The sequence below is a fragment of the Pseudarthrobacter xylosi genome, assembly GCF_055412765.1.
In genome coordinates, this window is record NZ_JBVAYT010000008.1 from 42,554 (window position 1) to 67,994 (window position 25,441).

General features: G+C 64.8%; 22 protein-coding genes. 15 read left to right on the forward strand and 7 right to left on the reverse strand.

Going from position 1 to position 25,441, the window contains the following annotated elements; genetic code table 11:
* Window positions 1–31: 31 nt before the first annotated feature.
* Window positions 32–1,120 carry an ROK family glucokinase gene (locus tag ACZY1F_RS16265; protein WP_463943045.1) on the forward strand — a complete coding sequence of 363 codons (1,089 nt, stop codon included), beginning with the start codon at window positions 32–34 and terminating at the stop codon, window positions 1,118–1,120.
* 10 nt (window positions 1,121–1,130) lie between these two features.
* On the opposite strand, the gene ACZY1F_RS16270 is transcribed toward ACZY1F_RS16265, so the two are convergent.
* Genes ACZY1F_RS16270 through ACZY1F_RS16280 form a run of 3 tightly spaced genes read right to left on the reverse strand, consistent with a single transcriptional unit; the run spans window position 1,131 to window position 3,389 of the window.
* Window positions 1,131–1,784 carry a hypothetical protein gene (locus tag ACZY1F_RS16270; protein WP_463943047.1) on the reverse strand — a complete coding sequence of 218 codons (654 nt, stop codon included), beginning with the start codon at window positions 1,782–1,784 and terminating at the stop codon, window positions 1,131–1,133.
* Window positions 1,777–2,571 (reverse strand): alpha/beta hydrolase, encoded by a 795-nt coding sequence (locus ACZY1F_RS16275; RefSeq protein ID WP_463943049.1) that lies wholly within the window; start codon window positions 2,569–2,571, stop codon window positions 1,777–1,779. Before ACZY1F_RS16275 ends, ACZY1F_RS16270 begins: the two co-directional genes overlap by 8 nt.
* Window positions 2,568–3,389, reverse strand: a complete 822-nt coding sequence (locus ACZY1F_RS16280; protein ID WP_463943051.1) for an alpha/beta hydrolase — start codon at window positions 3,387–3,389, stop codon at window positions 2,568–2,570. The genes ACZY1F_RS16275 and ACZY1F_RS16280 overlap by 4 nt, the downstream gene beginning before the upstream one ends.
* Before the next feature lie 111 nt (window positions 3,390–3,500).
* Between ACZY1F_RS16280 and ACZY1F_RS16285 the strand changes: the two genes are divergently transcribed.
* Both ACZY1F_RS16285 and ACZY1F_RS16290 read left to right on the forward strand, forming a co-directional pair.
* The gene (locus ACZY1F_RS16285; RefSeq protein ID WP_463943053.1) at window positions 3,501–4,280 is read left to right on the forward strand and encodes a lysophospholipid acyltransferase family protein; all 780 of its coding nucleotides are present in this window, start codon (window positions 3,501–3,503) and stop codon (window positions 4,278–4,280) included.
* A gap of 71 nt (window positions 4,281–4,351) precedes the next feature.
* Window positions 4,352–5,743, forward strand: coding sequence for a class II 3-deoxy-7-phosphoheptulonate synthase (locus ACZY1F_RS16290; protein WP_463943055.1), 1,392 nt, complete (start codon window positions 4,352–4,354; stop codon window positions 5,741–5,743).
* A 53-nt stretch (window positions 5,744–5,796) separates the two neighbouring features.
* Here ACZY1F_RS16290 and pknB read toward each other — a convergent pair whose 3' ends face one another.
* Entirely contained in the window at window positions 5,797–7,887 is a 2,091-nt protein-coding gene (pknB, locus tag ACZY1F_RS16295; RefSeq protein WP_463943056.1) for a Stk1 family PASTA domain-containing Ser/Thr kinase, read from the reverse strand.
* A gap of 103 nt (window positions 7,888–7,990) precedes the next feature.
* The gene (locus ACZY1F_RS16300) at window positions 7,991–9,376 is read right to left on the reverse strand and encodes a LysM peptidoglycan-binding domain-containing protein (protein WP_463943058.1); all 1,386 of its coding nucleotides are present in this window, start codon (window positions 9,374–9,376) and stop codon (window positions 7,991–7,993) included.
* Window positions 9,377–9,617: 241 nt separating this feature from the next.
* On the opposite strand from ACZY1F_RS16300, the gene ACZY1F_RS16305 reads away from it, so the two are divergent.
* Window positions 9,618–9,971, forward strand: a complete 354-nt coding sequence (locus ACZY1F_RS16305; RefSeq protein ID WP_058929391.1) for an Rv2175c family DNA-binding protein — start codon at window positions 9,618–9,620, stop codon at window positions 9,969–9,971.
* A 60-nt stretch (window positions 9,972–10,031) separates the two neighbouring features.
* Here the strand turns inward: ACZY1F_RS16305 and ACZY1F_RS16310 are convergent, their stop codons facing one another.
* Window positions 10,032–11,126 (reverse strand): polyprenyl synthetase family protein, encoded by a 1,095-nt coding sequence (locus tag ACZY1F_RS16310; RefSeq protein WP_463943060.1) that lies wholly within the window; start codon window positions 11,124–11,126, stop codon window positions 10,032–10,034.
* On the reverse strand, window positions 11,123–11,650 hold the full coding sequence (locus ACZY1F_RS16315; RefSeq protein WP_463943061.1) for a hypothetical protein: 528 nt from the start codon (window positions 11,648–11,650) through the stop codon (window positions 11,123–11,125). The genes ACZY1F_RS16310 and ACZY1F_RS16315 overlap by 4 nt, the downstream gene beginning before the upstream one ends.
* A gap of 140 nt (window positions 11,651–11,790) precedes the next feature.
* On the opposite strand from ACZY1F_RS16315, the gene dinB reads away from it, so the two are divergent.
* The 11 genes from dinB to ftsW all read left to right on the forward strand — a co-directional run bounded on the left by dinB (window position 11,791) and on the right by ftsW (window position 25,437).
* Window positions 11,791–12,948: a DNA polymerase IV gene (gene dinB / locus ACZY1F_RS16320; protein ID WP_463943294.1), complete on the forward strand. Its 1,158-nt coding sequence runs from the start codon at window positions 11,791–11,793 to the stop codon at window positions 12,946–12,948.
* Window positions 12,949–13,213: 265 nt separating this feature from the next.
* Complete coding sequence (locus ACZY1F_RS16325; RefSeq protein ID WP_463943063.1) at window positions 13,214–13,588, forward strand: SCO2097 family morphological protein; 375 nt, start codon at window positions 13,214–13,216, stop codon at window positions 13,586–13,588.
* Between the two features lie 471 nt (window positions 13,589–14,059).
* Entirely contained in the window at window positions 14,060–14,488 is a 429-nt protein-coding gene (gene mraZ / locus ACZY1F_RS16330; protein WP_058929387.1) for a division/cell wall cluster transcriptional repressor MraZ, read from the forward strand.
* 168 nt (window positions 14,489–14,656) lie between these two features.
* On the forward strand, window positions 14,657–15,649 hold the full coding sequence (rsmH, locus tag ACZY1F_RS16335) for a 16S rRNA (cytosine(1402)-N(4))-methyltransferase RsmH (protein WP_463943065.1): 993 nt from the start codon (window positions 14,657–14,659) through the stop codon (window positions 15,647–15,649).
* Window positions 15,646–16,305, forward strand: coding sequence for a cell division protein FtsL (gene ftsL / locus ACZY1F_RS16340; protein ID WP_463943067.1), 660 nt, complete (start codon window positions 15,646–15,648; stop codon window positions 16,303–16,305). Before rsmH ends, ftsL begins: the two co-directional genes overlap by 4 nt.
* Window positions 16,306–16,375: 70 nt before the next feature.
* A complete protein-coding gene (locus ACZY1F_RS16345) occupies window positions 16,376–18,172 on the forward strand; it encodes a peptidoglycan D,D-transpeptidase FtsI family protein (RefSeq protein ID WP_463943069.1) in 1,797 nt (598 codons plus the stop codon).
* Between the two features lie 89 nt (window positions 18,173–18,261).
* The gene (locus tag ACZY1F_RS16350) at window positions 18,262–19,908 is read left to right on the forward strand and encodes a UDP-N-acetylmuramoyl-L-alanyl-D-glutamate--2,6-diaminopimelate ligase (protein ID WP_463943071.1); all 1,647 of its coding nucleotides are present in this window, start codon (window positions 18,262–18,264) and stop codon (window positions 19,906–19,908) included.
* 6 nt (window positions 19,909–19,914) lie between these two features.
* Window positions 19,915–21,381, forward strand: a complete 1,467-nt coding sequence (locus tag ACZY1F_RS16355; RefSeq protein ID WP_463943073.1) for a UDP-N-acetylmuramoyl-tripeptide--D-alanyl-D-alanine ligase — start codon at window positions 19,915–19,917, stop codon at window positions 21,379–21,381.
* Window positions 21,378–22,487 (forward strand): phospho-N-acetylmuramoyl-pentapeptide-transferase, encoded by a 1,110-nt coding sequence (gene mraY, locus ACZY1F_RS16360; protein WP_058929381.1) that lies wholly within the window; start codon window positions 21,378–21,380, stop codon window positions 22,485–22,487. The genes ACZY1F_RS16355 and mraY overlap by 4 nt, the downstream gene beginning before the upstream one ends.
* On the forward strand, window positions 22,469–24,046 hold the full coding sequence (gene murD / locus ACZY1F_RS16365; RefSeq protein ID WP_463943075.1) for a UDP-N-acetylmuramoyl-L-alanine--D-glutamate ligase: 1,578 nt from the start codon (window positions 22,469–22,471) through the stop codon (window positions 24,044–24,046). Before mraY ends, murD begins: the two co-directional genes overlap by 19 nt.
* Window positions 24,047–24,048: 2 nt before the next feature.
* Entirely contained in the window at window positions 24,049–25,437 is a 1,389-nt protein-coding gene (gene ftsW, locus ACZY1F_RS16370) for a putative lipid II flippase FtsW (RefSeq protein WP_463943077.1), read from the forward strand.
* The last annotated feature ends 4 nt before the right edge of the window (window positions 25,438–25,441 follow it).

The following is a 25,441-nucleotide window of genomic DNA, read 5'->3' on the forward strand; positions in this document are numbered from 1 at the left end:
GCCCGCCCGGGGCGCCCTAGAATGAAGCACTATGTATGTAACGCCCCCCGGCGAGCCGGCCGCACCGCCCCGACGTCCAGCCCCCTGGCGGCGGCGGCCGCTGGGATTGAAGGCCCGGCCCAGGCAGGTGGAAACGTTCCGCGAGCACCTCCGGCTCGGGCGCAAGGGGCTGGCCATCGGCATCGATATCGGCGGCACCAAGGTCGCCGCCGGCGTGGTGGACGCTGACGGAAGGATTCTAAGCGAGGCCCGGCGGTCCACGCCCGGCAGCGACCCGCGCGCTGTCGAGCAGGTCATCGTGGAACTCGTGGACGAACTGGGAGCAGGCCACAGGGTCTGGTCAGTGGGCATCGGTGCGGCCGGTTGGATGGACCTGGACGGCGGAACCGTGCTTTTCAGTCCGCACCTCGCCTGGCGCAACGAGCCGTTGCGGGCAAACCTTCAGCGCCTCCTGCGACGCCCTGTGCTGCTGACGAACGACGCCGACGCCGCGGCCTGGGCGGAATGGCGCTTTGGTGCGGGGCAGGGGGAGGACCGGCTGGTGTGCATCACCCTCGGTACAGGTATCGGCGGCGCCATGGTGATGGACGGGCGGGTGGAGCGCGGCCGGTTTGGTGTGGCCGGCGAGTTCGGCCACCAGATCATCATGCCCGGCGGGCAGCGCTGCGAGTGCGGGAACCGGGGGTGCTGGGAGCAGTATGCGTCGGGCAACGCCCTCGGCAGGGAAGCGAGGATCCTGGCGCGCGCCAATTCGCCGGTTGCCCAGGAATTGCTGGCCACCGTCGGCGGTGATGCGGAGCAGATCACCGGGGCGATTGTCACCGAACTGGCACTCGCCGGCGACGCGGCCTGCCGCGAACTCCTTGATGAAGTGGGCGAATGGCTGGGCCTGGGACTGGCGAACCTGGCGGCATCGTTGGATCCTGGACTGTTTGTGATCGGCGGGGGACTCTGCTCGGCAGGGGACCTGCTGGTGGAGCCCGCCCGTAAGGCCTTCGCCCGGAACCTCACCGGCCGGGGCTTCCGTCCGGCGGCCGGCATCGAGCTGGCAGCGCTCGGACCAAACGCGGGGCTCATCGGAGCGGCCGATCTATCCCGCGTCAGCAGCCGCATGCGGTGACGCGTGCTCCTCAGACGCGGGCGCCGTCGTCGTTGTCGTCTTTTTCCTGGGGCAGCTTCATGATCAGGTAGACAACAGCGAGGATGAACACTGCCACCATGCCCACTATCGCCAGCAGTGGTGCGGACCGCCAGAACATAACGGCCAGGAGCAAGGCAAGGGGCGCACCAATAGCGCCGAGCCAGGCCAGCATGGTCAGGGGATCCGTCCCGGCAAGGCTCGGCGGTTCTTCCGGCACAAAGTCCCCGGCGTCGTCCTCGACGGCATAGTCTCGCGGGCCGAAGGCCTCGGTGCCGCCCTGGCCGTAACCAGCGGTACCCTCGGTGGCCTTCGCACCGTCACTGGCGCCGGACGTTGCCGCCTGCCGTTCGGCCGCGGACAGTTCGGTGGGGGCTGTGCCCGCCAGGCCGAGCGGATCAAAGTCACGGAACGTCGCGGACCTGCCAGACCCGGCCACGGCGTCCGCGTCCCCTGGATCTGCAGTTTTAGCTTCGCCACCCGTGGCGTCGGGGCCCGGGGCATTCGGGCCGGTGGAGATGGCACCTGCCGCGTCTGTGCCGGTAGGGGCTCCGGGCTCTTCTTCCAGCCGGGCCACCAGGTCCAGCCACACGGCATCGTCCTGGTTTGCGCTCTGGTCCGGTGAACCGGAACCGGGCCTATTCATGGGCGGTACCCTCCTGGACGTGGGCTGTTGCTGTGCCGGCAACCACCGCCCGGATGAAGTCGGCGGATCCCCGGAAGATCTCCTCGGCGTCGTTGTCAAGCGTTGCCACGTGGTAGCTGTTATCCAGCGTGGTCAGTGTCAGCGGAGCGTTGGTCAGGCCGCGGCGCAGCGCTGCCACACTCGTGTCCGAGACCACGTGGTCCACGGTGGATCGGAAGACCCGCACAGGCGCAGTGATGCGGGGGAGCAGCCGGATGGTGTCCTTGAACATCTTGTTCAGCTCATGGGCCGCAGCTACGGGCGTTCGCGGGTAAGCTCCCTCGTCCATCCCGGGTTTGAGGATGTCGTTGGCAATGGCCGGGGTGCTCTTCAGTACCAGTTTCAGGATGCCGGCCAGGGGCGCGCGGGGATCATCGATGACGAGGCCAGGGTTCACCACGATCACGCCCGCCACGGGCCGGGTGGCCGCAATTCTCAGCGCCAGCGCACCGCCCATGCTCAGCCCGGCGACGAAGACATGGTCGCAGTGGGAGTCCAGGTCCAGGTAAGCGTCGTCCAGCGCGCCATGCCACTGGGGCCAGCGCGTGCGCCCAAGGTCCTGCCAGCTGGTGCCGTGCCCGGGCAGCAGCGGCATGCGTACGGCGAAGCCGGCGTCGGCGAGCGACTGGGCCCACCCGCGCAGCCCGTGCGGGCTGCCCGTGAATCCGTGTGAGAGGACCACCCCGATCCGGGCTCCGTCGCCGTTGATGGTGCTGCTGAAAGGGCTGTGGTCCGGTATGCCGGTCATGAAGTCTCCGAGGTGGTGTGAGGTGTGGCCGCGGTTCGGGCTGACGGGGCAGTGCTGGGTGTATGGGCAAGGAAGAAGGCGCTGGAACGGGCAAAAATCTCGGGCGCATCAACATCCAGGGTGGCCACATGCCCACTGTTGGGCAGGTCCACTACTTCCACCAGCCGTGGGCCTAAACGCTGCCGCAGCGTCAGGAGCGAGGTGGCCGGCACCACGACGTCCGATTGGGACTTGAAGACCTGCACCGGGGCGGAGACCTGGTGCAGTCCGCGGGTGGCTGTGCCGAAAAGCTTCTTGAGCTCATGCACGGCTGCTAACGGAGTCCGCGAATAGTCGCCGTCATTGGTGACTCCCGCCGTCGGCTGTTCCTCCTGGATGGGCAACGTGGTGCGCTGGAAATATTTGAGCACTCCGATGACCCGCACGCGGCGGTCATAGAAGCTGAGGCCGGGATTCACCAAAGAGACGCCAGCAACGGGATGCCTGGCGGCCGTCAGCAGCGCGATGGCGCCGCCCATCGAGAGGCCGGCCACAAAACAGCGTTCCGTCCGGGTGCTCAGCTCCAGGTACGCCGCTTCGAATGTCCCGTACCAGTCACGCCAGTTCGAGCGCGCGAGCTGCCGCCAATCCGTACCGTGGCCAGGCAGGAGCGGCACCGACACCGCGAATCCCTGCGCGGCGAGGTGCTCTGCCCAGGGCAGGACGCTTAAGGGGCTGCCGGTGAAGCCATGACAGATGGCGATCCCGGTGGTGGCATTGGGTCCGTGGCCGGGGTAGCTGAAAGCGGCAGGCCGGGGCGCGATGCTGCTTTCTGTCATGACACCATCGTGTCATTGTTCGGGACAAATCTCACTAGAGTAGGGTTGCATTGAAGTGCTGGCCCGGCCCGACGAAGGGCCGGCCGGCCGGCTTCCGGAGGGGTTCATCACGTGTTCTATTGGGTCATGAAGAGGATCTTCCTGGGGCCGGTGCTACGGCTCCTTTTCCGTCCCTGGGTCAAGGGCTTGGACAACGTTCCGGCGCAGGGGGCGGCGATTATCGCCTCGAACCACCTGTCTTTCTCCGACTCCATCTTTATGCCCCTGATGGTCCGCAGGCCTGTGGTTTTTCTTGCCAAGTCCGAGTACTTCACCGGAACCGGCCTCAAAGGCAGGCTGACGGCCTTGTTCTTCAGGCTCACCAACCAACTGCCCATGGACAGGTCCGGCGGCGCGGCATCGGCCGTGTCGCTCAATGCCGGCATGGATGTCCTGACCGGCGGTGGTCTGCTGGGCATCTACCCTGAAGGGACCCGCAGCCCTGACGCACGCCTCTACCGGGGCAAGGTGGGCGTCGCCAGGCTCGCTCTGGAGGCCGGGGTGCCTGTGATTCCCGTCGCAATGATCGGCACGGACAAGGTTCAGCCCATCGGCAAGCGGATGCCGAATATCCGGCGGATCGGCATGATTTTCGGTGCTCCGCTGGATTTCAGCCAGTATGCGGACCAGGCGGAGGACCGGCTGGTCCAGCGCAAGGTCACCGACGAGATCATGTTCGAGCTGATGAGGCTCTCCGGCCAGGAGTACGTGGACGAGTATGCGGCCGTGGTCAAGCTCCGCCTTGCGGGAACACCGGCAACCGAGGCTGGCGGTGCCTCCGCGAAACCCGTCGAATCCGAAGACGGTGCTGAGGGCACTGAGAACGAGGGTAAGGATCCTGCAACCGGCTGACTGTGACGGCGCTCTCGCTACGCGTGACGGTCAGGTGTCCTGAAGCCAGCCGCGCACATTAGTCTTAGATAGTGACTGAGCTATCTGCAAAACCTGCCTTTTCGCTGTCCAGCACCGCCCAGAGCGGAGCAGCCAATTATCCTGGCCTTGATGACTGGCGTGACCTTCCCGTTTCCCAGCAGCCCAGCTGGCAGGACAAGGACGTTTTCGACGCATCTGTCGGGGAACTTTCCGTGCTCCCGCCGCTGGTTTTCGCCGGCGAAGTGGACGTTCTCCGTGAACGGCTGGCAGCTGCGGCGGAGGGCAAAGCCTTCCTTCTGCAAGGTGGCGACTGTGCTGAGACCTTTGAAGCCGCAACGGCGGATAAGATCAGCGCCCGGGTCAAGACCATCCTCCAGATGGCAGTGGTACTCACCTACGGTGCAGCGATGCCGGTCATCAAGATGGGCCGGATGGCCGGCCAGTTCGCCAAGCCCCGCTCTTCCAATGACGAGACCCGCGACGGCGTGACCCTCCCGGCGTACCGCGGCGACATCGTCAACGGCTACGAGTTCACTCCCGAGTCCCGTGGCCATGATGCCGCCCGGATGCTCAAGGCCTACCACACGTCCGCCTCCACCCTGAACCTCATCAGGGCCTTTACCCAGGGTGGCTTCGCGGACCTGCGGTCCGTGCACCAGTGGAACAAGGGCTTCACCGAAAACCCGGCGCACGCCCGCTATGAGTCGCTGGCCCGTGACATCGACCGCGCCATCAAGTTCATGGCGTCCTGCGGCGCTGATTTCGAAGCACTCAAGCGGGTGGAATTCTTCGCCAGCCACGAGGCCCTGCTGCTGGACTACGAGCGTGCACTGACCCGCATCGATTCGCGGACCGGTTTCCCGTATGACACCTCGGCGCATTTCCTGTGGATCGGGGAGCGTACGCGCGAACTTGACCACGCGCACGTTGACTTCCTCTCACGCGTCCGGAATCCCATCGGCGTGAAGCTGGGTCCGTCGACAACCGGCGACGACGCCCTCCGCCTCATCGACAAGCTGGACCCTGAGCGGGAGCCGGGCAGACTGACGTTCATCACGCGCATGGGCGCGGGCAATATCCGCGAGAAGCTTCCCGCCATCGTGGAGAAGGTCACTGCCTCCGGCGCCAAGGTTCTCTGGGTCACCGATCCGATGCACGGCAACACAGTCACCTCGCCCAACGGTTACAAGACCCGCAACTTCGACGACGTCATTGACGAAGTACGCGGGTTCTTCGAAGTGCACCAGGCCCTGGGCACGGTTCCCGGTGGCCTCCATGTGGAGATGACCGGTGACGACGTCGCGGAATGCCTGGGCGGTGCCGATCCGGTGGATCAGGAATCGTTCCTCGACAAGTACGAGTCGGTCTGCGATCCGCGCCTGAACCACATGCAGTCCCTGGAAATGGCGTTCCTGGTGGCTGGAGCACTGGCCAAGAACTGACCGCCCGGCACGGGAGCCGGGCTTCCGTGGTGGTGTGGCCGGCAGTGCGCCGGCTACACCACAGTCAGGGTAACGACGGAGCCTTCAGGCACCTTCTTCTTCACGGGGTCCTGATCACGAACCGTGCCGAAGAAGCCGCCGAGGATATTGTTTACCCGTACCTCGAAGCCCAGCGCACGCAGCGCTTCTTCGGCTTCTTTGGCTTGTTTGCCGATGAAGCTGGGAACTTCAACGAGCTTGGGTCCGTCGGAAATCGTCAGCGTCACTGTGCCGCCCTTGGTCAGGGTGCCGGTAGCGGGTGACTGTGCGGCAACTGACCCCTTGGGCACGTTCCTGTCGTTGACTTCGTCCTTCGCGACTTCGGCTTTGAGGCCGGCCGCTTCGATGGCGTCGACGGCGGCGTTCTCCGCCAGTCCCACCACTGACGGGACCGGGATCGGCTGCGGCCCCTTGGAGACCAGAAGATTCACCGGGGTGCCGTGGCGCGCGGGAGTCGCGGCTGCCGGATCCTGCGAGAGCACGACGCCGGCGGCAACGGTGTCGTCAAATTGTTCAGTTACGGTGCCCAGCGCCATTTCGCCCTGGTTCAGCGCATTTTTCGCGTCATCAAGCGTTCCGCCGGTCAGTTTCGGGAGTTCATAGAGTTGGGGGCCCTTGGAAACAAACAAGGACACCGGCTGGAACTTCCGGGTCTCCGTGCCGGCAGTCGGGTCGGAGCCCACTACGAGGCCGGAGGGAACGTCGTCGTCAAAGACATCGTTGGTCCGTGACTGGAACCCCGCCTCGTCCAGCAGTCGCTGGGCCTGGGCCACTGACTTGTTGGCGACCGCCGGAATGGTGCCCGGCGACCCGGGACCCATGCCGAAGAACCAGCCGGCCCCTGTGGCAAGCAAAGCGATGATGACCAGGACCACCACCCAGAGGACGCCGCGGCGCCGCGGGTTGCCTTCCTGCAGGTTCCGGACCGGTGTCGCCGCAGCCCGCGCCCTTGCCTTCTCGTCCTCCCTGTCGAGCTTGCGACGGGCCCGTTTGCTAAGGGGGACCGCATCCCGGGCCGCCGTCTGATCATCGGGCCCGTGCTGCGTTTGCTGCCTGTCATGCGCTTCCGGCCGGTACTGTTCGCCCGGCCGGAAGTCGGGGTCGGGCGGAAACAGGGCATGCAGAGCCTGCGGTGGGTGCTGTGGCTGGGGCCGGGAGAAGGACGACATCACGGCGGTGGGATTGTTGGTGCGGGCGATGACCTCGGTGTGGTTCTGCTGTCCTTCCGGCGCCGCTGCCGGCGGGATAAGGTCCAGTTCGGCGTCCGTGAGGTTGGTCCGGATGTGGCGCAGTTCCTGCAGCAGGGCGTTGCCGTCCACCGGGCGGTTCTCGGGATCGTTTGCGGTGCACCACTGGACGAGTTCATCCACCTCAGCGGCGAGGCCAGGCACCAAGGCCGAAGGCGGACCGACCGATTCATTCACGTGCTTGTACGCAACCTGGATGGGGACCTCGCCGTCGTACGGCTGCTGGCCGGTCAGCATCTCATAGAGCATGATGCCCACGGAGTAGATATCACTCCGGGTGTCAGCCTGTTTTCCCAACACAAGCTCGGGGGAGAGGTAACCGACGGTACCGATCAGGGTCCCGGTGCTGGTGGATGTCGTCACCGCACGGGCCAGCCCGAAGTCGCCGATCTTGATCCGGCCGTCGTCCGCGATCAGGACGTTCTCCGGTTTCACATCCCGGTGAACCAGCCCCGCGGCGTGCGCCGCGCCGAGGCCCTGCACTACCGGATCAATCAGGGCAAGGGCCAGCCGGGGAGGCAGCGCACCTTTGGATCTGATGACGTCCCGGAGGGTGTGGCCCTTGATGTGTTCCATTACCAGATACGCCGTCTGGCCGTCGTTGCCCTGGTCCAGGACTCCCACAACGTGGGCGTGGGACAGCTTCGCGGCGGCCTTCGCCTCGCGGCCCAGCCGGTCCAGGAACGTCTCGTCGGTGGCGAGGTGGGGATGGAGGACCTTGAGGGCAACATCGCGCTCCAGCCGGAGGTCCGTTGCCAGATATACGGTGGACATACCCCCGCGCGCGAGTTTGGAGCGGACGGCGTAGCGGTTGTCCACCAGCGTTCCAACGAGACGGTCTGACACTTGTTCCTGCACCCTACGATCCTAATCCCGCATGGAAAAGGGTCCGAACCGACGTGCGGTCCGGACCCTTATCGTTATCCCCGGGCTGGCGTCAGCAAGCCTGCGGCACGGAGGCCTAGCCGAAGTTCTTCTGGTGCGCCTTGATGGCAGCTACGTAAGCCTTGGTGTCGTCGTACATGCCGTATTTGCTGACGGAGTACTGGCCTTGGTAGTACCCCGCTATCGCTGTTTCTTCGTCCGTGCTGGTGGCGATAAGCCGCTTGATGATAGCCACGCCGGCCGTTGCGTTGTCGTAGGGGTCCAGCAGGTTGAGCTTGCGCCCAACGAGGTCCGAGGCCCACTGCCCGGAGGAGGGGATGACCTGCATGGTGCCGATCGCGTTGGCCGGTGACACAGCACGCTGGTCAAAGCCGGACTCCTGGTGCGCGAAGGCCAGGGCCAGGGAGGGGTCCACCCCCATCTGGCGGGCCGTGTCGGCCACAATTGTGCGCATCTCAGAGCGGGACGGTACGGGGGAGGCGTTCAGCAAGGCCTTGTTCTCGTTGGCGGAGCTCACTACGGCCGCGGGGTAAGTGAAGCCGAGGAAGTGGCTCGGGACCAGCGGAGCGGCGGGGGCGGCCGGGGCCGCCGGGGCGGGCTGGGTGGAGGAAGCGGGCTGGATGGAAGCGCCGGGAATGACCAGCTTGTTGCCGGGGTAGATGACAGTAGTCATGCTCAGCTGGTTGGCGGCCAGGATGTCCGAGAGCTTGACGCCGTGCCGGGAGGCGATCGCTGACAGGGTGTCCCCGGACTTGATCGTGTATGAACCGCCGGGAGCAGGAGCGGCAGGAGCTGGTGCTGCGGGAGCGGAAGTGGGCTGGACGGCCGCAGCCGGGGCCGCGGGGGCGCCCGCGCCCACGTTGATCTTCTGGCCCGGGTAGATGATGGAGCGCATGTTCAGGCTGTTCCAGCTGAAAACATCGGACAGGCTGACGTTGTGCCGGGCCGCGATGGCGCCGAGAGTATCGCCGGCCTTTACCGTGTAGCTGCCTCCGGTGTTGGCTGGAGCAGCCGCGGCCGGGGCCGCCGGCGCAGGCGCGGCGGCGGAACCCGAGCCGGACAGCTTTATCTTCTGGCCGGGGTAGATGATGGTGTTCGGCTGGAGGTTATTGAGCTTAAGGACCTCATAGACGTCCAGCCCGAACTTGCCAGCGATTCCGCTGACGGTATCGCCGCGGGCAATGGTGTACTCCGCGGGCGCTGCCGGCTGCATGGGCTGGAAGGCAGCCGGAACAGTGGTGGACACCGAGGCCGCCGGGATCAGGGCAACCTTCGCCTCGGCGGCCTGGGCCTTCATCGCGGCGGCAAGGGTTGCCGGGATTGCACGGGCAGGTGCCTCTGCGGCAGCTGGCTGGGCGAAGGCCAATGACGACAACACAACCGCAGGAAGCGCCGCCGTGGTGACCGCAATCATGGGCAGGCTCTGCCTGGGGGGCTGCTTTGGCGAGCGGGACGTCGTCATGGAAAGAATCCTCTTCTTCAACTGCCGGGGGCCGGGACATGCGATGTGACTATTGATACTAGTGTTACTTAAGTTATTGCTGTTACAAATGTGATCTATGTGAATCTCTCATGAAAGTCCGCATAGCACAAGAATTCGGCCCCACGCAGAATAAAGAGTTTTATGGAGTGTCGCGTGATTCGCGGCAGTGGCGGCGAATCACGACTATGCGGCAGGGCTCCGGCCGTGGCAACCTTGATCCGTGAGTAACGTAGAAAGCCTTGTGGGCGAGTGGCTGCCCCTGCCTGATGTCGCGCAGTTGTTGGACGTTTCGATTACGAGAGTCCATGGCCTTATTGATGAACGCGCGTTGGCGGCCCTGCGGGTCGGGGAGCGGCGGATACGTTCAGTTCCAGCCGCATTTATCCTGGACGGCCAGGTTGTTGACAGCCTCAAAGGGACCATTGTTGTCCTGGCGGACGCCGGCTATTCCGACGAGGACCTGATCGTCTGGCTGTTTACCCCCGACGAATCGCTCCGCGGCCGGCCGATTGATGCCTTGCGGGAAGGCCGCAAGACGGAAATCAGGCGCCGGGCACAGACCCTGGCCTGGTAAACAGCACAAAGGGCCCGGCCGGCGCCGGGCCCGCGGAAGCGGCGGAGACCAGCGCTAACCTCAGGATGCGCGGCTGACCGTGGCTTCCGCCAGCTTCCGCAGGGCAGTCTTGGGCAGTTCGTCCAGGGGCAGCTGTTCCAGTGCGTCGTACGCCGCGGCCCCGAACTCGTTGATCAGCACTTCAGTTGCCTGGAGTGCCCCCGACTCTTCGATGATCCGGCGGATCTCGGCCACATCGGCGTCGCCCAGGTCAGGGCTGCCCAGCTTCGCGTCGATAAATGCCGATTCTGCGGCTGATGCCTGGCCCAGCGCGAGGGCAATGAGTACCGTCCGCTTTCCTTCGCGGAGATCGTCGCCTGCCGGCTTGCCTGTCGTGACGGGGTCTCCGAAGACGCCCAGGACGTCGTCGCGCAGTTGGAACGCCTCGCCCAGCGGCAGCGCGAAGGCTGAGTAGCCCCGGAGCAGGTCGTCCGGAGCGCCCGCCAAAGCGCCGCCAAGCGCCAGCGGGTGCTCAGTGGAGTACTTAGCGGACTTGAACCTGATAATGGACTGTGCTCTCGTCACCGCTCCGGCCCGGTCCCGGACAGGACCGGCCACTTCCTCCAGGATGTCAAGATACTGCCCCGCCATCACCTCGGCACGCATGAGGTTAAAGATCAGCCGCGCCCTGCTGCCCGCAGCCGCCTGTTCGCCGATGTCGGTGAAGGCCTCCTCGCTGAAGGAGAGGCATAGATCCCCTGTGAGGATCGCGGCTGCCTGCCCAAACCGCTCGCTGTCCAGGGCCCAGCCTTGCGCGTGGTGCAGCTGGCTGAAGCGGCGATGCACGCTTGGCCCGCCGCGCCGCGTGTCCGAGCGGTCAATGATGTCGTCATGGATCAGGGCAGCTGCCTGGAAGAGTTCGAGGGCCGATCCCGCCGTCACGATTTCCTCGGCCGCCGGATCGCCGCCCGCGCCGCGCCATCCCCAGTAACACATCAGGGCGCGGAGCCTCTTGCCGCCCGTCACCAGATTGGAAATGGAGCCCATAATGGGATCGATATCGGGCGAAATGGCGATCATGAGCGATTGCCGCGTGGTGAGGAAGTCCGTCAGCTCACCGGCAACAGCGGCAACGAATGCAGCCTGCTCGGTCCGCAACTGCTCCGGAACACTCACTTGGCAGACTCAGCAGCCACGTTGGCGCCGATGGTGAACGTGGAGACACCGGCGGCCTCGACGGCGGCGATGTTGACTGTCTCGGAGTCGTTCCGGACGAAGTCTTTGGAAGCGACGGCGCCCACAGCGTCCCCGGGGACGGCTTTGAATCCCTGCGCTTCAAGGTGCTTGGTGTAGAAATCCACGACGGCGGCAGTCGGGGCGCTGATGCTGGCCACAAGTGCTGCGGTGGCCGGCGTTGACGTCTTGTCAAAGCTGCTCGAAATCACTGTGGCGCCAGTCATCACGGGGAGCAGCGTTTCGGGGAACCCCTCGACGATTGTCCCCAAAGTGGCGGACGTTCCCGGCAAAGCCGTTGGGCTGGCGGAGGCGATGACACTGGCGCTGCCCGAGGCTGGTGCAGATGTAACTGAGGAGGATGATGCCACTCCAGGCTCCGCGGGGCTGCAGGCAGCGAGGGCGAGTATCGCGCCGGCAGCGAGTGCCGCTAATCCTGTTGGCTTAAGACTTTTCATGACGGTCACAGGGACTGTCCTCCTGGTGTTGTTGCCGGATTCAGCCTCCAGTTTAGTCAGTACCAACCGATACAATTGCCGGTGTGGGGCCTGAGCGGAACAACCAGTACACCGAAGCGGGTCTTCGTGAGCTCCGGCGTAACTGCATCATGCACGTGGACATGGACGCATTCTTCGTCGCAGTGGAGCTTCGCACCCGGCCGGATCTCCGCGGCAAACCGGTGATCGTCGGATTTCCTGCGGACCGCTCGGTAGTACTCTCGGCGTCGTATGAAGCCCGCGCCTTCGGAGTGAAGTCCGCCATGCCCATGGTGGTCGCAGCCAGGATGTGCCCCAAAGCCGTCATCATTGAACCGCGCCACAAGCTGTACTACGAGGTTTCCGCCCAGCTGATGGAAATCTTCGAGTCCATCACCGATCTGGTGGAGCCGCTGAGTGTCGACGAAGCGTTCCTGGACGTCGGTGGCGCCATCCGCCGGTTGGGACCCCCGCGCGACATCGGTGAACTGATCCGACGCCGGGTGGCCGCCGAATTGGGCATTACCGCCTCGGTGGGAATAGCAGCCAGCAAGTTCGTAGCCAAAATTGCCTCCACACGTTGCAAACCTGACGGGCTCTTGCAGATCGGACCCGACGAGACCGTGCCCTACCTCCACAGTCTGCCCGTTGGGGCGCTGTGGGGCATCGGAGCCAAGACCGCGGACGTCCTGGCCCGGATGGGCATCAGGACCGTGGCGGACGTGGCGGCCACGCCGGTGTCCTCCCTGAAGAAAATGCTGGGTGCCACCGGTGAACACGTCTACCGGCTGTCGTGGGGGATCGATCCGCGGCCTGTGACCCCCGTGAGACTTGAGAAGAGCATCGGCGCTGAAGAGACCTTCGCCGTGGATACCGGCGACAACGCCCTGATCGCACGTGAGCTGCTGCGGCTTTCGCACCGGACGGCAGGACGGCTGCGGAGTTCGGGGATGGTGGCACGGACGGTGGCGTTGAAACTCCGGTATGCCGATTTTTCCACCATCTCCAGGAGCCGCACTGTCCACACACCAGTAGACAGCGCCCAGCTTATTTATGCCGTGGCCATGCAGCTCCTGGAATCATTAGGGAGCCGGCCCATGACCGTGCGGCTTGTTGGCATCCGGGCCGAGCAGCTCGAAGCCACCGCCCACACGTCCCTCCAGCTCAGCTTTGACCGCAGGGATGACAACTGGCGGGCAGCAGAACAGGCATTGGACGAGGTCAGCCGGAAGTTCGGAAGCAAATCGATTCTCCCCGCCAGCCTGCTGGATTCCGGAAACGGGACTTAGGGCTGCGGTCGGCACGTTGCGTGTTTGGTTCAGGGAGGTGATGGCCGTCTTTCAGAACAGCCCCCGACAAACTATCCTTATATATACATAGTTTTCAGTTATTGCCGGACTTCTTGGACATGCTGCAGTTCCGAAGCCCTGCATGCCGGTGTTCGCATTCCGCCATCGCCGGCGGGGCGGGAACCTCCCGGGCATGCCGGTCGTTATTGGAGCAGTAGTACGGGATGGGACCAGCCCGGACGTTGGCCTACTTAAGGAGGTCGTGATGCCGCTCTCGGAGCACGAACAGAAGCTGCTGGAGCAGCTGGAGAAGCAGCTGCACGAAGACGATCCGAAATTCGCGAATTCCATGGGTTCGGATCCCGGGCGAACGTGGTCCACCCGTCACATCGTGATTGGTGTGCTCTGCACCCTGGCGGGGATCGCCCTGCTCCTGGTCGGTGTGACGGTCCAGAACATCTTTGTCGGTGTCCTGGGCTTTGTGGTTATGGGCGCCGGTGTGTACTTCGCCACAATGCGCAACGCTGCTGGCGGCAAGCAACGCTCCGCACCCGGCACAGGTAAGTCGGGGAAACCGCGGAGTTCATTCATGTCTAACTTGGAAGAGCGCTGGGACGAGCGCCGCCGCGACGAATCCTAAGGCAGGGCCTGTAAAGCCGGTGCCATGGCCATAGGTTCAGGCCTGCCCTCCATTTCGCTCCCCTCGGTCAGGATGACCGCAGCAGAAGACCCGCCACGGCGGGTCTTCTGCGTTTAACCTGCAGCAAGTAGCAGCCCACCCATGCCCTCTTGCGCGCTCAAAACAACCCCTGTTGCGATCTGGATGGGCCGCCGGACGCCCGCGGATGCGCCGCCTGAGCCCGCTTTGAGTCCGACGGCGGCACGGCGCCGCCGTCGGGTACTTACGGTTCGAGCCGAAACGGCGACAGACCCTCCACTTCCATCCACCGCCAGCTCCCGCGCTATTCGGGGGATTGTGGCCTGAAAAGGGGGGACTCTTGGCCTGATTCGCGTTGACTGTGGTGGAAAGTGGAGTAATGTGGAGGACATAAGAGGGTAGTTGCAACACAGGGGATATTGCAGTTCCTGACGGCAGACGGGCGGTGGGCCAGTGTTTCTGGGCACACACTCGCCACGTCTGGACGAAAAGGGCCGAATTATCCTCCCCGCAAAGTTCCGTGAGGAGCTTGCCAGCGGACTTGTTCTCACCAGGGGACAGGAACGTTGCATCTACGTCTTCAGTGAGCAGGAATTTGCACGTGTCCACGAGCAAATGCGGGAGGCGCCCATTTCCTCCAAGCAGGCCCGGGACTACATCCGCGTCTTTCTCTCTGGAGCCTCTGACGAGGTACCTGACAAGCAGGGGCGCATAACCATTCCGGCCGCGCTCCGGGAGTACGCAGGCCTCGGCAGGGAACTGGCCGTCATTGGTGCAGGAACCCGGGCCGAGATCTGGGATGCCCAGGCCTGGAACGAGTACCTCGCGGAGAAGGAAACCGCCTTCTCCGAAACCGACGACGCCATTCCGGGGATTCTGTGATCACCTGAACGGCCAGGCGGAAACCGCTTCTTGAACGAGATCTCCAGCCGCCCATCAGACAGTCAACCTGGCCTCACTTCCCCGGAGCCAGGCCGGCAGGATGATAGGCGCGGATGGGGATCTGGCTCAAGAAGCACACCAACACTCACGGCAAGAAAGGACGAAGGCATGAACGATGACCCGAAGCCAACGTCCGAACGCCATGTGCCGGTCCTGAAGGACCGGTGCATCAATTTGTTGGCCCCCGGCTTCGAAGCTGCCCGCCTCCGAGGTGAAACCCCTGTCGCCATTGATGCGACCCTCGGCATGGGCGGCCACTCCGAAGCCATGCTGGAGCGTTTCCCAGATCTGCACCTGATCGGCATCGACCGTGACGAGGAAGCACTGGCGCTGGCAGGGGAGCGCCTGGCGCGCTTCGCATCCCGTACAGACCTGGTCCACGCCGTCTACGACGAAATCGACGACGTCCTCGAAGACCTGGGTGTCGCGCAGGTCCACGGCATCCTGATGGACCTGGGCGTGTCGTCGCTGCAGCTGGACGAGCGCGAGCGTGGCTTCGCCTACTCCTTTGACGCTCCGCTGGACATGCGGATGGACACCAGCCGTGGCCAGACCGCAGCGGATGTGGTCAACAACTACAGCGAAGAGGATCTCGTCAGGATCATCCGGAAGTGGGGCGAGGAGAAGTTCGCCGGCCGGATCGCCAACAGGATTGTCGCGGCGAGGACTGCCAAGCCTTTCGCCACCACGGGGGAACTGGTGGAACAGATCCGCTCCGTGGTTCCGGCTGCAGCCGCCAAATCGGGCGGCCACCCCGCCAAGCGCACATTCCAGGCACTGCGCATCGAAGTGAATGAGGAGCTGGACGTGCTGGAGCGGGCCGTTCCGGCAGCCGTGGCAGCAACGGCCCTGGGAGGACGCATCGTGGTCATGTCCTACCACTCCCTCGAAGACAAGATCGTCAAGTCAGTTTTCCAGGCTGGCTCCAAGTCCTCCGCACCGCTCGGATTTCCGGTGGAGCTTGAGGAACACAAAGCCTTCCTCAAAACCCTCACCAAGGGCACCGAGGTACCCACCGCCGTCGAGATTGCAGAAAATCCGCGCGCAGCCTCCGCCAGGCTGCGGGCCGTGGAACGTATCAGAGCCAGGAGCGAAGCATGAGCACTGCCGCCGTCAAGAACTTCCCGGTCGTCTCCGGCAGCAGCGCCCCGGCGATCAGGTCGCTGCCCTCGGGCGCCGGCCGCAGGGAGCGCACGCCCCTGTCTGTGGTCCGTTCCGCCCCCAAGAAGCGCCGCGCACCGTTTGTGGTTATGTGTTTCGCCCTGCTTGCTGTTGCGCTCGTCGCCGTGCTGGTCCTGAACATCTCAGTCTCTACCTCCCAGTACCAGCTGGTGGAACTGAGGGGCAAGCAGGGCACGCTGACCAAGCAGAACCAGGACCTGACACAGCAGGTCCAGAACTTCGAGGCTCCCCAGAACCTGGCAGCCAAGGCCTCAGACCTGGGAATGGTAGCTTCGACGGTTAAAGGCCAGATCGACCTCTCCACTCTTGCCGTTACGGGTAAGGCAACCCCTGCTGTTAAGGGTGGCGCGGCTGGGTCGGTTATTCCTGCCCCGGCAGTCGAGGGAATGATCATTGTGGTTCCTCCGGCAACTTCCGGGGAGCCGCTGGCGAACCGTAAACCGGCTACCCAGGAGCCGGCAGCGGCGCCTGCCGCGGCAGCCCCGCCGGTTGAAGCACCCGCTCCGCCAGCACCTGCCGCGGAGCTCCACGGCGGTTCGGTACCGGTCCCCGAACAGAAGGTGCCCGGGCTCTAACCGGTAGCCGCTGAAGGACAGCCAGTCAGGCACTAAACAGGCAACAACGGCGAGCAGCAAGGGAATCACGGTGGCGCAGAGGACCGGCAAGGCAAAAAGCGGCAAGGCCCCTAACGCCACAAAACGGCTGCGCCTCGGCCTGGGCATTATGCTGACGCTGCTGTTGGTGGTGGGCGGCAAGCTCTTTTTCGTCCAAGGACTCGACGTCGGCGGGATGGCCGCCGCTGCGCTCGATTACCGGATGCGCGAGACTTCACTCCCTGCCGAACGCGGTAGCATCCTGGACTCCGACGGGACGGTCCTGGCGAACAGCGTGATCCGCTACAACATTGTGGTGGACCAGACCACCAACACGAAGACCGATAAGTTCTGGCGTCTGGAGGAAGGCGCCGACAAGCTGGTTGAAGTCAGTCGGGAGCAGGGCATCAGCGAACTCGCGGCTGTCCTGGGCATGGATACTGACGACCTCAGGAACGCCGTGACGGGCGAATCGAAATACCACATCGTGGCTAAGGACCTAAAGCCGGACGTTGAGCTCAGGGTCTCGGATCTGAGTATTCCCGGCATCGTCACCGAGGGTGTCAGCAAACGCGTGTACCCCAACGGTTCCGTGGCCGGCGGTATTATCGGCTTCCTCCAGGACGGAAGCACCGGCCAGGCGGGGATCGAACAGACCCAGGACGGGCTGCTGCGGGGAAAGGACGGCAAACGGCTCTTCGAGATCGGCGCGGACGGTCTTCGGATTCCCGTCGGCGTGGATGAGCTGACACCCCCGGAGGACGGCAAGGACGTGAAGCTCACGCTCAATTCCGATCTCCAGTATTTCGCCCAGCAGGCCATCCAGAGCCAGTCGGACAAACTCGGTGCCGAGTGGGGTGCCATCATCGTAATGGACGCCAAGACCGGCAACCTGATTGCGATGGCCGATACCAACGCGCCGGACCCGAACGATCCCGGCCGTGTGGCCGCCAAGGACCGCGGCGTTCGCTCCGTGACTGCCGCATATGAGCCCGGATCGGTGCAGAAAATGATCACCGCGGCTGCCCTGATTGAGGAAGGAAAGTCCAGCCCGCTGGACACCTTCACGCTCGGTCCCTCGTACACTGTGGACGGCCAGACGTTCACGGACTCTTTTACCCATGGCACCGAAGAGCGCACGCTCGCCGGCATCCTGGGCTGGTCCATGAATACCGGCACCGTGGCGGCCGGCTCCCGGCTCACCAAAGACCAAAGGCACGACTGGCTTAAGAAATTCGGTATCGGCGAAGCGCCGGACATCGGGCTGCCCGCCACCGCATCTGGCATTCTTACCCCGGCCGACCAATGGGACGGCCGCCAGGAATACACGGTGCTTTTCGGCCAGGGTGTGGCCCAGTCGACACTGCAGACGGTCCGCGCTTTCCAGACGATCGCCAACAATGGTGTGATGCTCCAGCCGCGCCTGATTGATGCATACGTGTCACCGGACGGAACAGAAGAGGCGGTTGCCCCGCAGCCTTCCCGCCAGGTGGTGTCCGACGGCACCGCGCAGCAGGTCCAGGACATCCTGGAAAGCGCCGTGACCGAAGGCCAGATCAAGGACGCCGCGATCGACGGATACCGGGTGGGGGCAAAGACCGGAACGTCTGAATCTCCGTGCGACGACGGGAAGTCAGGGTTCTGCGGCTACACCGCTTCTATCGTGGGTATGGCACCGATGGACGACCCGCGGTTTATTGTTGAGGTGGTACTGCAGCGTCCGAAGGGCAGCATCTACGGCATCACGCAGGGGCCGGTGTTCCGTTCGGTCATGAGCCAGGCCCTGCGCACCTACAACGTCCAGCCGTCCACGGGTGTACCGGCCAGGCTGCCGCAGTACGCCAAGTAGCATCAAGCCAGGCAGCAGTTACCAAAACGCCCGCAGCGGAAGCAGTCTCCCGCGGGCATGATCCACTAGCACCACCATCGGAGATTCCCTTGTCAGACCAGAACGCATCAGCCAGCAACGCGGGGCCGGCAGGGGAACCAGCCTCCGCGCGGTTCAGGCCTACGGCCGTTGCTGCGGTCCGCCTGGACACGATCGGAGACCAAATCGGTGTGCAGGTCCCGGGTGCCTCCGCTGGCGTCAGCATCACGGGAATTTCACTGAACTCGCGAACCGTGGAACAGGGCGACCTGTATGTGGCGCTGCCGGGTGCTTCCCACCATGGCGCTGACTTCGTTTCGCAGGCGGTCGGCAGGGGAGCGGTGGCAGTATTGACCGACGACGCCGGCGCACGCCTTCTCGCGCTTTCGGCGGACTCTGCCGAAGCATCGGTCCCGGTGCTTGTGGTGGACGGGCCGCGCAACGTGGTGGGGCCGCTGTCCGCCTTGATCTACCAGAGCCAGCCAACAGCCGGGCGGACGCCGCGCTTGTACGGTGTGACGGGAACCAACGGCAAGACCACCACCACGTACTTCATCAACGCCCTGCTCCGTGCGCTCGGGCAGCAGACCGGCCTGATCGGAACCATCGAAATCCTGGCCGGCGGAGCGCCGGTTCCCAGCCTCCTGACCACACCCGAGTCACCGGATCTCCACGGCTTGCTCGCCCTCATGCGGGAACGGGGGCTGGACGCGGCGTCCATGGAAGTGTCCTCCCACGCCGTGTCCTTCCAGCGGGTGGACGGTGTGCTCTTCGACGTTGCCGGTTTCACGAACCTGACACAGGACCATCTGGACCTGCACGGCACCATGGAGGACTACTTCGCCACGAAGTCGGAACTGTTCACACCGGGCCGTGCCCGCAGGGCTGTGGTGACGGTCGACGACGAATGGGGCCGCAGGCTTGCCGCCACGGCACCGATCCCGGTCACCACCCTCTCAATGACACCCGGGGGTGCCGCGGACTGGGCCGTCACGGCCACCGCAGCGCGGGGGCTGGGAACCGACTTCACAGTGCAGGGCCCTGAGGGCATCAACCTCAACGTCCACACCGGCCTTCCGGGCGCTTTTAATGTCGCCAACGCGGCACTGGCCACGGTTATGGTCTTAGCCAGCGGAGTGGACGCCGCCACCGTGCAGGCCGCCCTGGACCACCATGACCCCTTCACCGTGGCCGTCCCGGGGCGCATGCAGCTCGTCTCCGAAGAACCTGCGGCCGTAGTGGACTTCGCCCACAACACGGATGCACTGGCACGCGCACTGGAAGCGGTCAGGTCACCGCTTCCCGGCTCCCGGGTGATCGTGGTTTTCGGAGCCACCGGACAACGCGACCAGGGCAAGCGGCCCGCCATGGGCGCCGTCGCCGCGAACATGGCCGACATCGTGATCGTCACGGATGACGACCCCCACGACGAGGACCCTGCGGCCATCAGGGCGGACGTGCTGGCGGGCGCACGGTCGGCGCGCGAACGGGAATCACCGGGGTGTGTCATCGAAGAGGTTTATCCCCGCGACGCCGCCATCCGGCGAGCCGTTGAACTGGCCGGTCCAAGCGACACCATCCTGGTGGCCGGCCGGGGCCATGAGGTCTGGCAGGAAGTCAAGGGCGTCAACCTGGCGCTCGACGACCGGGTGGAACTGCGGAACGCCTTGACAGCCAGGGGATTCAACGTTCTCCGAGACGACCGGATAGAGTCCTAGACCGAGATGATTGCACTTACTGCGGCGGAAATCGCCGATATCACACACGGCCGCCTGGACGCCGATCCGGGGATCACACCCCTGTCGGTGGTCACTGATTCGCGGGAGGCCGCCGCCGGGTCCTTGTACGTGGCGAAACCTGGCGAGCACGCCGACGGCCACGACTTCGTTGCCGCGGCCTTCAGCCGCGGTGCTGTGCTGGTTCTCGCTGAGCGCCCCGTGACGGGGCCGGACGGCGTTAACTATCCGGCTGTCCTGGTCGAGGATGCCGTGCTGGCCATGGGCGCCCTGGCCGCCGAAGCGGTCCGTCGGATCCGCCTGGCCCGGACTGCTGCAGGCGATGCCCTGACCGTCATTGGAATCACCGGTTCCGCCGGGAAAACCACCACCAAAGACCTCCTCGCCGGCATCCTCAACCAGCAGGGCACCACCGTTGCGCCGCAGGGGTCCTACAACGGCGAGGTGGGCGTGCCTCTTACAGTCTTCCGCGCCGACACCCACACGCGGTATCTGGTGATCGAGATGGGCGCCACGGGCATCGGGCACATCCGCTACCTGGCCGACATGGTGAAGCCTGACATCGGCGTCGTCCTCGGCGTCGGCACTGCCCACGCCGGGGAGTTCGGCGGCGTGGACAACATTGCCCGGGCCAAAGGCGAACTGGTGGAGTCCCTCGCCGCCGGCGGCACTGCCGTTATCAACCTCGATGACGACCGCGTCGCTGCCATGCGCAGCCGCACCGGCGCGACCGTGCTGGGTTACTCGGCCGAAGGACGCCCTGACGCGACCGTAAGGGCCGTGAATCCGGACACAAACGCCGAGGGCAACCCGGAATTTGAGCTCATCCTGCCCGGCGGCGAAGCAGGCCTGCACGTCAGCAGCCGCCTCATCGGCGCACACCACACCGGCAACCTCCTCGCCGCAGCAGCTGCCGCGCACGCGGCCGGCGTATACGGCAAGGACATCGCCGCATCGCTGAGCACGCAGTCAGCAGCAAGCCGTTGGCGGATGGAACGCACCGAACGTGCTGACGGCGTGACCATCATCAACGATGCCTACAACGCCAACCCGGAGTCCATGCGGGCGGCCCTGCGCACCCTGGCGGACCTTGGCCGCGGACGGCGCACCTGGGCCGTCCTGGGCGCCATGCTGGAACTGGGACCTGATTCCATCCGTGAACACACCGTTGTGGGCACCCAGGTGGTCCGCCTGAACATTTCCCGGCTGGTCGTCGTCGGCCGCGAAGCCCGCGCACTTTACGTTTCCGCCGTCCAGGAGGGTTCCTGGGGCGATGAATGCGTTTTCGCCGAAACTGCCGAGGACGCCTATGCGCTCCTGAACGCCGAGCTTGAGCCCGGCGACCTGGTGCTCTTCAAGTCGTCCAACAGTGTTGGACTGCGGCACCTGGGCGATCGGATAGCATTACCCCCACAATCCACGGAACCCGCCCATGAAGGGAGCGAGCTGCTGTGATTGCACTACTGATCGGCGCAGGACTTGCCCTGCTGTTTGCCTTGGTGGGAACGCCGCTGTTTATCCGCTTGCTTGTGCGCAAGAGCTACGGACAGTTCATCCGCGATGACGGACCCACCTCCCATCACACCAAACGCGGCACGCCCACCATGGGCGGCACCGTGGTGGTGGGCGCGGTCCTGCTCAGCTACGGACTGACCCACCTGATCATGTGGATGATGAACCCGGATTCGGCAGGCCCCTCGGCCTCGGCCCTGATCCTGCTTTTCCTGATGGTCGGCATGGGGCTGGTGGGTTTCCTGGACGATTTCATCAAGATCTCCCGGCAGCGGAGCCTTGGCCTCGATGCGAAGGCCAAGCTCATCCTCCAGGCTGCCGTGGGCATAGCCTTCGCGGTCCTGGCACTGAACTTTCCCGACCCGGACGGCCTGACGCCGGCCTCGACTAAAATCTCCCTGGTCCGTGACATTCCCTGGCTGGACCTGGCCTTCGCCGGCACGGTGGTTGGCGCAATCCTCTTTGTGCTCTGGTCCAACCTGATCGTCACCGCCGCGACCAATGGCGTGAACCTCACTGACGGACTGGACGGGCTGGCTGCCGGTGCATCGATCATGGTGTTCGGTGCCTACACGCTGATGGGCATTTGGCAGAACAATCAGGCGTGTGGATCACCGCGCGAGGCCGGCAGCGGCTGCTACTCCGTCCGCGACCCCCTGGACCTGGCGCTCCTGGCCGCCATCCTGAGCGCCGCCCTGGTGGGGTTCCTCTGGTGGAACACCTCCCCGGCGAAGATCTTTATGGGCGACACCGGGTCGTTGGCCATCGGTGGTGCGATCGCCGGTTTCGCCATCCTCTCGCGCACGGAACTCCTGTTGGGACTCATCGGTGGCCTGTTCGTCCTGATTACCCTCTCCGTGATCATCCAGGTGGGCTACTTCAAGGCCACCGGCGGTAAACGTGTCTTCAAGATGGCCCCGCTGCAGCACCACTTCGAACTCCAGGGCTGGGCAGAAGTCACGGTGGTGGTCCGGTTCTGGATCCTGGGCGGGCTCTTCGTGGCCGTGGGCCTGGGCGTCTTCTACGCTGAATGGGTTGTGCTCCTGTGACTGTTTCCCCCCGCCTGCAAAACCTGGTCAGTTGGGATTCCGATTGGGCAGGGCTGCGCGTTGCAGTCACCGGCATCGGAGTGTCCGGGTTCGCCGCGGCAGATACCCTCATCGAACTCGGTGCCCGGGTGGTTGTGGTTGACGCCGCCACTTCCGAGACAGCCAAAGCACAGGCAGACACCCTGAAGATCGTCGGCGCCGTGGACGTGCTCCTGGGCGAGGACGCCGTCAGCAGCATCCCCAAAATCGATGGCAGCTTCCCCGAACTCATCGTGACCTCCCCGGGGTGGCGTCCCGACCAGGCGCTCCTGGCAGCCGCTGCACGCGCGCACATTCCGGTCTGGGGCGACGTCGAACTTGCCTGGCGACTGCGTGTCCGGGCAGGGCACAAAACTGCTGACTGGCTGACCATCACCGGCACCAACGGCAAAACCACCACTGTGGGCCTGACCGCGTCCATGCTGCAGGCCGCCGGCCTTAAGGCCATCGCGGTCGGCAACGTGGGCACCCCCATCCTGGACGCGCTCCGGGACCCCGTGGAGTACGACGCCTTTGCGGTTGAACTGTCCAGCTTCCAGCTGCACTGGGCGGAATCGCTGTCGCCTGTGGCCAGCGTCTGCCTGAACGTGGCTGAGGACCACGTCGACTGGCACGGGTCCTACAATTCCTACCTCGCGGACAAGGCAAAGGTCTACGCGCGGACCCAGAAGGCGTGCATCTTCAACGCGGAGCAGATCGAGACCGAACGCATGGTTGAAGACGCCGACGTCGTCGAGGGCTGCCGTGCCGTAGGTTTCACCACGCTCACCCCGGCCATCAGCATGCTCGGTGTGGTGGAGGGCCTGCTGGTGGACCGTGCGTTTATTGAGGAACGCAAGGACAGCGCCGCCGAGCTGGCCTCGATGACCGACCTGGGCCAGTTTGCGCCACGGCATATGGTGGCCAACGCCCTAGCGGCGGCTGCCCTGGTCCGGGCCTTCGGTGTGGATGCGAAGGCAGTGCGCCAGGGGATCCAGGACTACGTGCCCGGCAACCATCGCATCCAGCCGGTCGCCAAGCAGAACGGCGTGCTCTGGGTCAACGATTCCAAGGCCACCAACCCGCACGCAGCGGCAGCGTCACTGGCCACCTTTGAGAACGTCATCTGGATCGCGGGCGGGTTGTCCAAGGGCGTCAGCTACGACCACCTGGTCCGGGACCACGCGGCCAGGCTCAAGGCTGTGGTGCTCATCGGCACGGACACCGCCGCGCTGGCGGACGCCTTGCAGCGACACGCACCGGATGTCCCCGTAATCACGACGCCGGCGGGCGACACTGAAAATATGCAGACTGCCGCAACAGGCGGAGCCACCACGGGCAGCTCGCCGGATTCCGGTGCGGCCGTGATGTCCCGGGCCGTTGCGTCAGCGGCTCAGCTGGCGGCATCAGGCGACACCGTGCTGATGGCCCCGGCAGCTGCTTCCATGGATCAGTTCTCTTCCTATGCTCACCGCGGCGACGCCTTTATTGAAGCTGTCCGCGAGCTGGTGGAAGGGCAGGCCCAGACCGGCGAGGAGTAACAATGGTCAGCACGCCCACCCGGTCGCCGGCCTCACGGCCGCACTCCGGGAAACCCGCTTCGCCCGTAAAGTCCACCATCACCCTGCCGGACCGGATTCGACGCATGTACCGGGCATTCTGGTCAACGCTGGAAGGAACCGGTACCTCGAAAAACGGCTCAACGTATTACCTGATCCTTGGTTCCACGCTGGCCCTGACCGCAATCGGCATCATGATGGTGCTGTCGGCCTCAAGCGTCGAATCCATAGCTGCCGGAAAATCGCCGTACGGCGACGCCCTCAAGCAGGGTATGTTCGCGGCCATCGGCATTTTCACGATGTTTGTCCTCTCACGCATCAACGTGGTCTGGCTGAAGCGCCTGGCCTGGCCGGGGCTGGGCGCGGCCCTCGTCCTTCTGGTCCTGGTGCAGCTGGTCGGTGACGAAGTCAACGGAAACAAGAACTGGATCGACCTCGGCGGTATCACCTTCCAGCCGTCCGAGGCGTCCAAGCTGACGCTGGCGCTGTGGCTGGCCACCGTCCTGGCCAGGAAAGGGAAGCTGTTGCGGCGCTGGCCCCACGTGCTGATCCCGGCCGTTCCGCTGGCAGGTGCGGTGATCGGCCTGGTCCTGCTGGGCAACGACCTGGGGACAGCCATGATCATCATGATGATCACCGCTGCCGCCCTCTTCTTCGCCGGAGTACCGCTGTACCTGTTCGGGTTCGCCGCCCTGGCGGCCTCAGCCGGCACTGCCGTCATGGCCATCACCAGCTCAAACCGCATGTGCCGCATCACCTCGTGGTGGACCGGCCAGTCCTGCGCCGACGGCATTGACGCCAACTACCAGGCCACCAACGGGCTCTACGGGCTCGCGTCCGGAGGCTGGTTCGGCGTCGGCCTCGGCCAAAGCCGGCAGAAATACAGCTGGATCCCGGAAGCCCACAACGACTTCATTTTCGCCATCATCGGCGAGGAGCTCGGCCTGGTGGGCACCGTCGTCGTGCTTGTCCTCTTTGCCATCCTCGGGGCTGCCATTTACCGCGTAGTGGTGGCTCAGGAAGATATGTTCCACCGGGTGCTGGCGGGCACCATCATGGTGTGGCTGCTGGGGCAGGCCACGGTCAACATGGCCGTGGTGACAGGGCTGATGCCTGTGATCGGCGTGCCGCTGCCGTTCATTTCGTACGGCGGGTCGGCACTTCTGATGTCGCTGTGCGCCGTTGGGGTGGTGCTGTCGCTGGCCCGCGAACAGATGGCGCCGGCCCTCCGGCCGAAGAAAATGCTCAAATTCGGCGCCCGGAAGGCCGGGGGTGCCACCGGCCGCACACCTGCCGGCCGCAAAACTGCCAGCCACAACACCGCTGGCCGTAAAACAACCGCACCCAAAACAACCGCAAGAAAGCGTACGTAGCTCC

What these genes read in the sequence shown, in the direction of transcription:
- dinB (WP_463943294.1), top strand. Translation starts at nt 11,791, where the DNA reads ATGCACGTGGACATGGACGCATTCTTCGTCGCAGTGGAGCTTCGCACC.
- ACZY1F_RS16280 (WP_463943051.1), bottom strand. Translation starts at nt 3,389, where the DNA reads ATGACAGAAAGCAGCATCGCGCCCCGGCCTGCCGCTTTCAGCTACCCC.
- ACZY1F_RS16325 (WP_463943063.1), top strand. Translation starts at nt 13,214, where the DNA reads ATGCCGCTCTCGGAGCACGAACAGAAGCTGCTGGAGCAGCTGGAGAAG.
- ACZY1F_RS16270 (WP_463943047.1), bottom strand. Translation starts at nt 1,784, where the DNA reads ATGAATAGGCCCGGTTCCGGTTCACCGGACCAGAGCGCAAACCAGGAC.
- rsmH (WP_463943065.1), top strand. Translation starts at nt 14,657, where the DNA reads ATGAACGATGACCCGAAGCCAACGTCCGAACGCCATGTGCCGGTCCTG.
- ftsW (WP_463943077.1), top strand. Translation starts at nt 24,049, where the DNA reads ATGGTCAGCACGCCCACCCGGTCGCCGGCCTCACGGCCGCACTCCGGG.
- ACZY1F_RS16265 (WP_463943045.1), top strand. Translation starts at nt 32, where the DNA reads ATGTATGTAACGCCCCCCGGCGAGCCGGCCGCACCGCCCCGACGTCCA.
- murD (WP_463943075.1), top strand. Translation starts at nt 22,469, where the DNA reads ATGGGTTGTGCTCCTGTGACTGTTTCCCCCCGCCTGCAAAACCTGGTC.
- ftsL (WP_463943067.1), top strand. Translation starts at nt 15,646, where the DNA reads ATGAGCACTGCCGCCGTCAAGAACTTCCCGGTCGTCTCCGGCAGCAGC.
- ACZY1F_RS16355 (WP_463943073.1), top strand. Translation starts at nt 19,915, where the DNA reads ATGATTGCACTTACTGCGGCGGAAATCGCCGATATCACACACGGCCGC.
- ACZY1F_RS16300 (WP_463943058.1), bottom strand. Translation starts at nt 9,376, where the DNA reads ATGACGACGTCCCGCTCGCCAAAGCAGCCCCCCAGGCAGAGCCTGCCC.
- ACZY1F_RS16275 (WP_463943049.1), bottom strand. Translation starts at nt 2,571, where the DNA reads ATGACCGGCATACCGGACCACAGCCCTTTCAGCAGCACCATCAACGGC.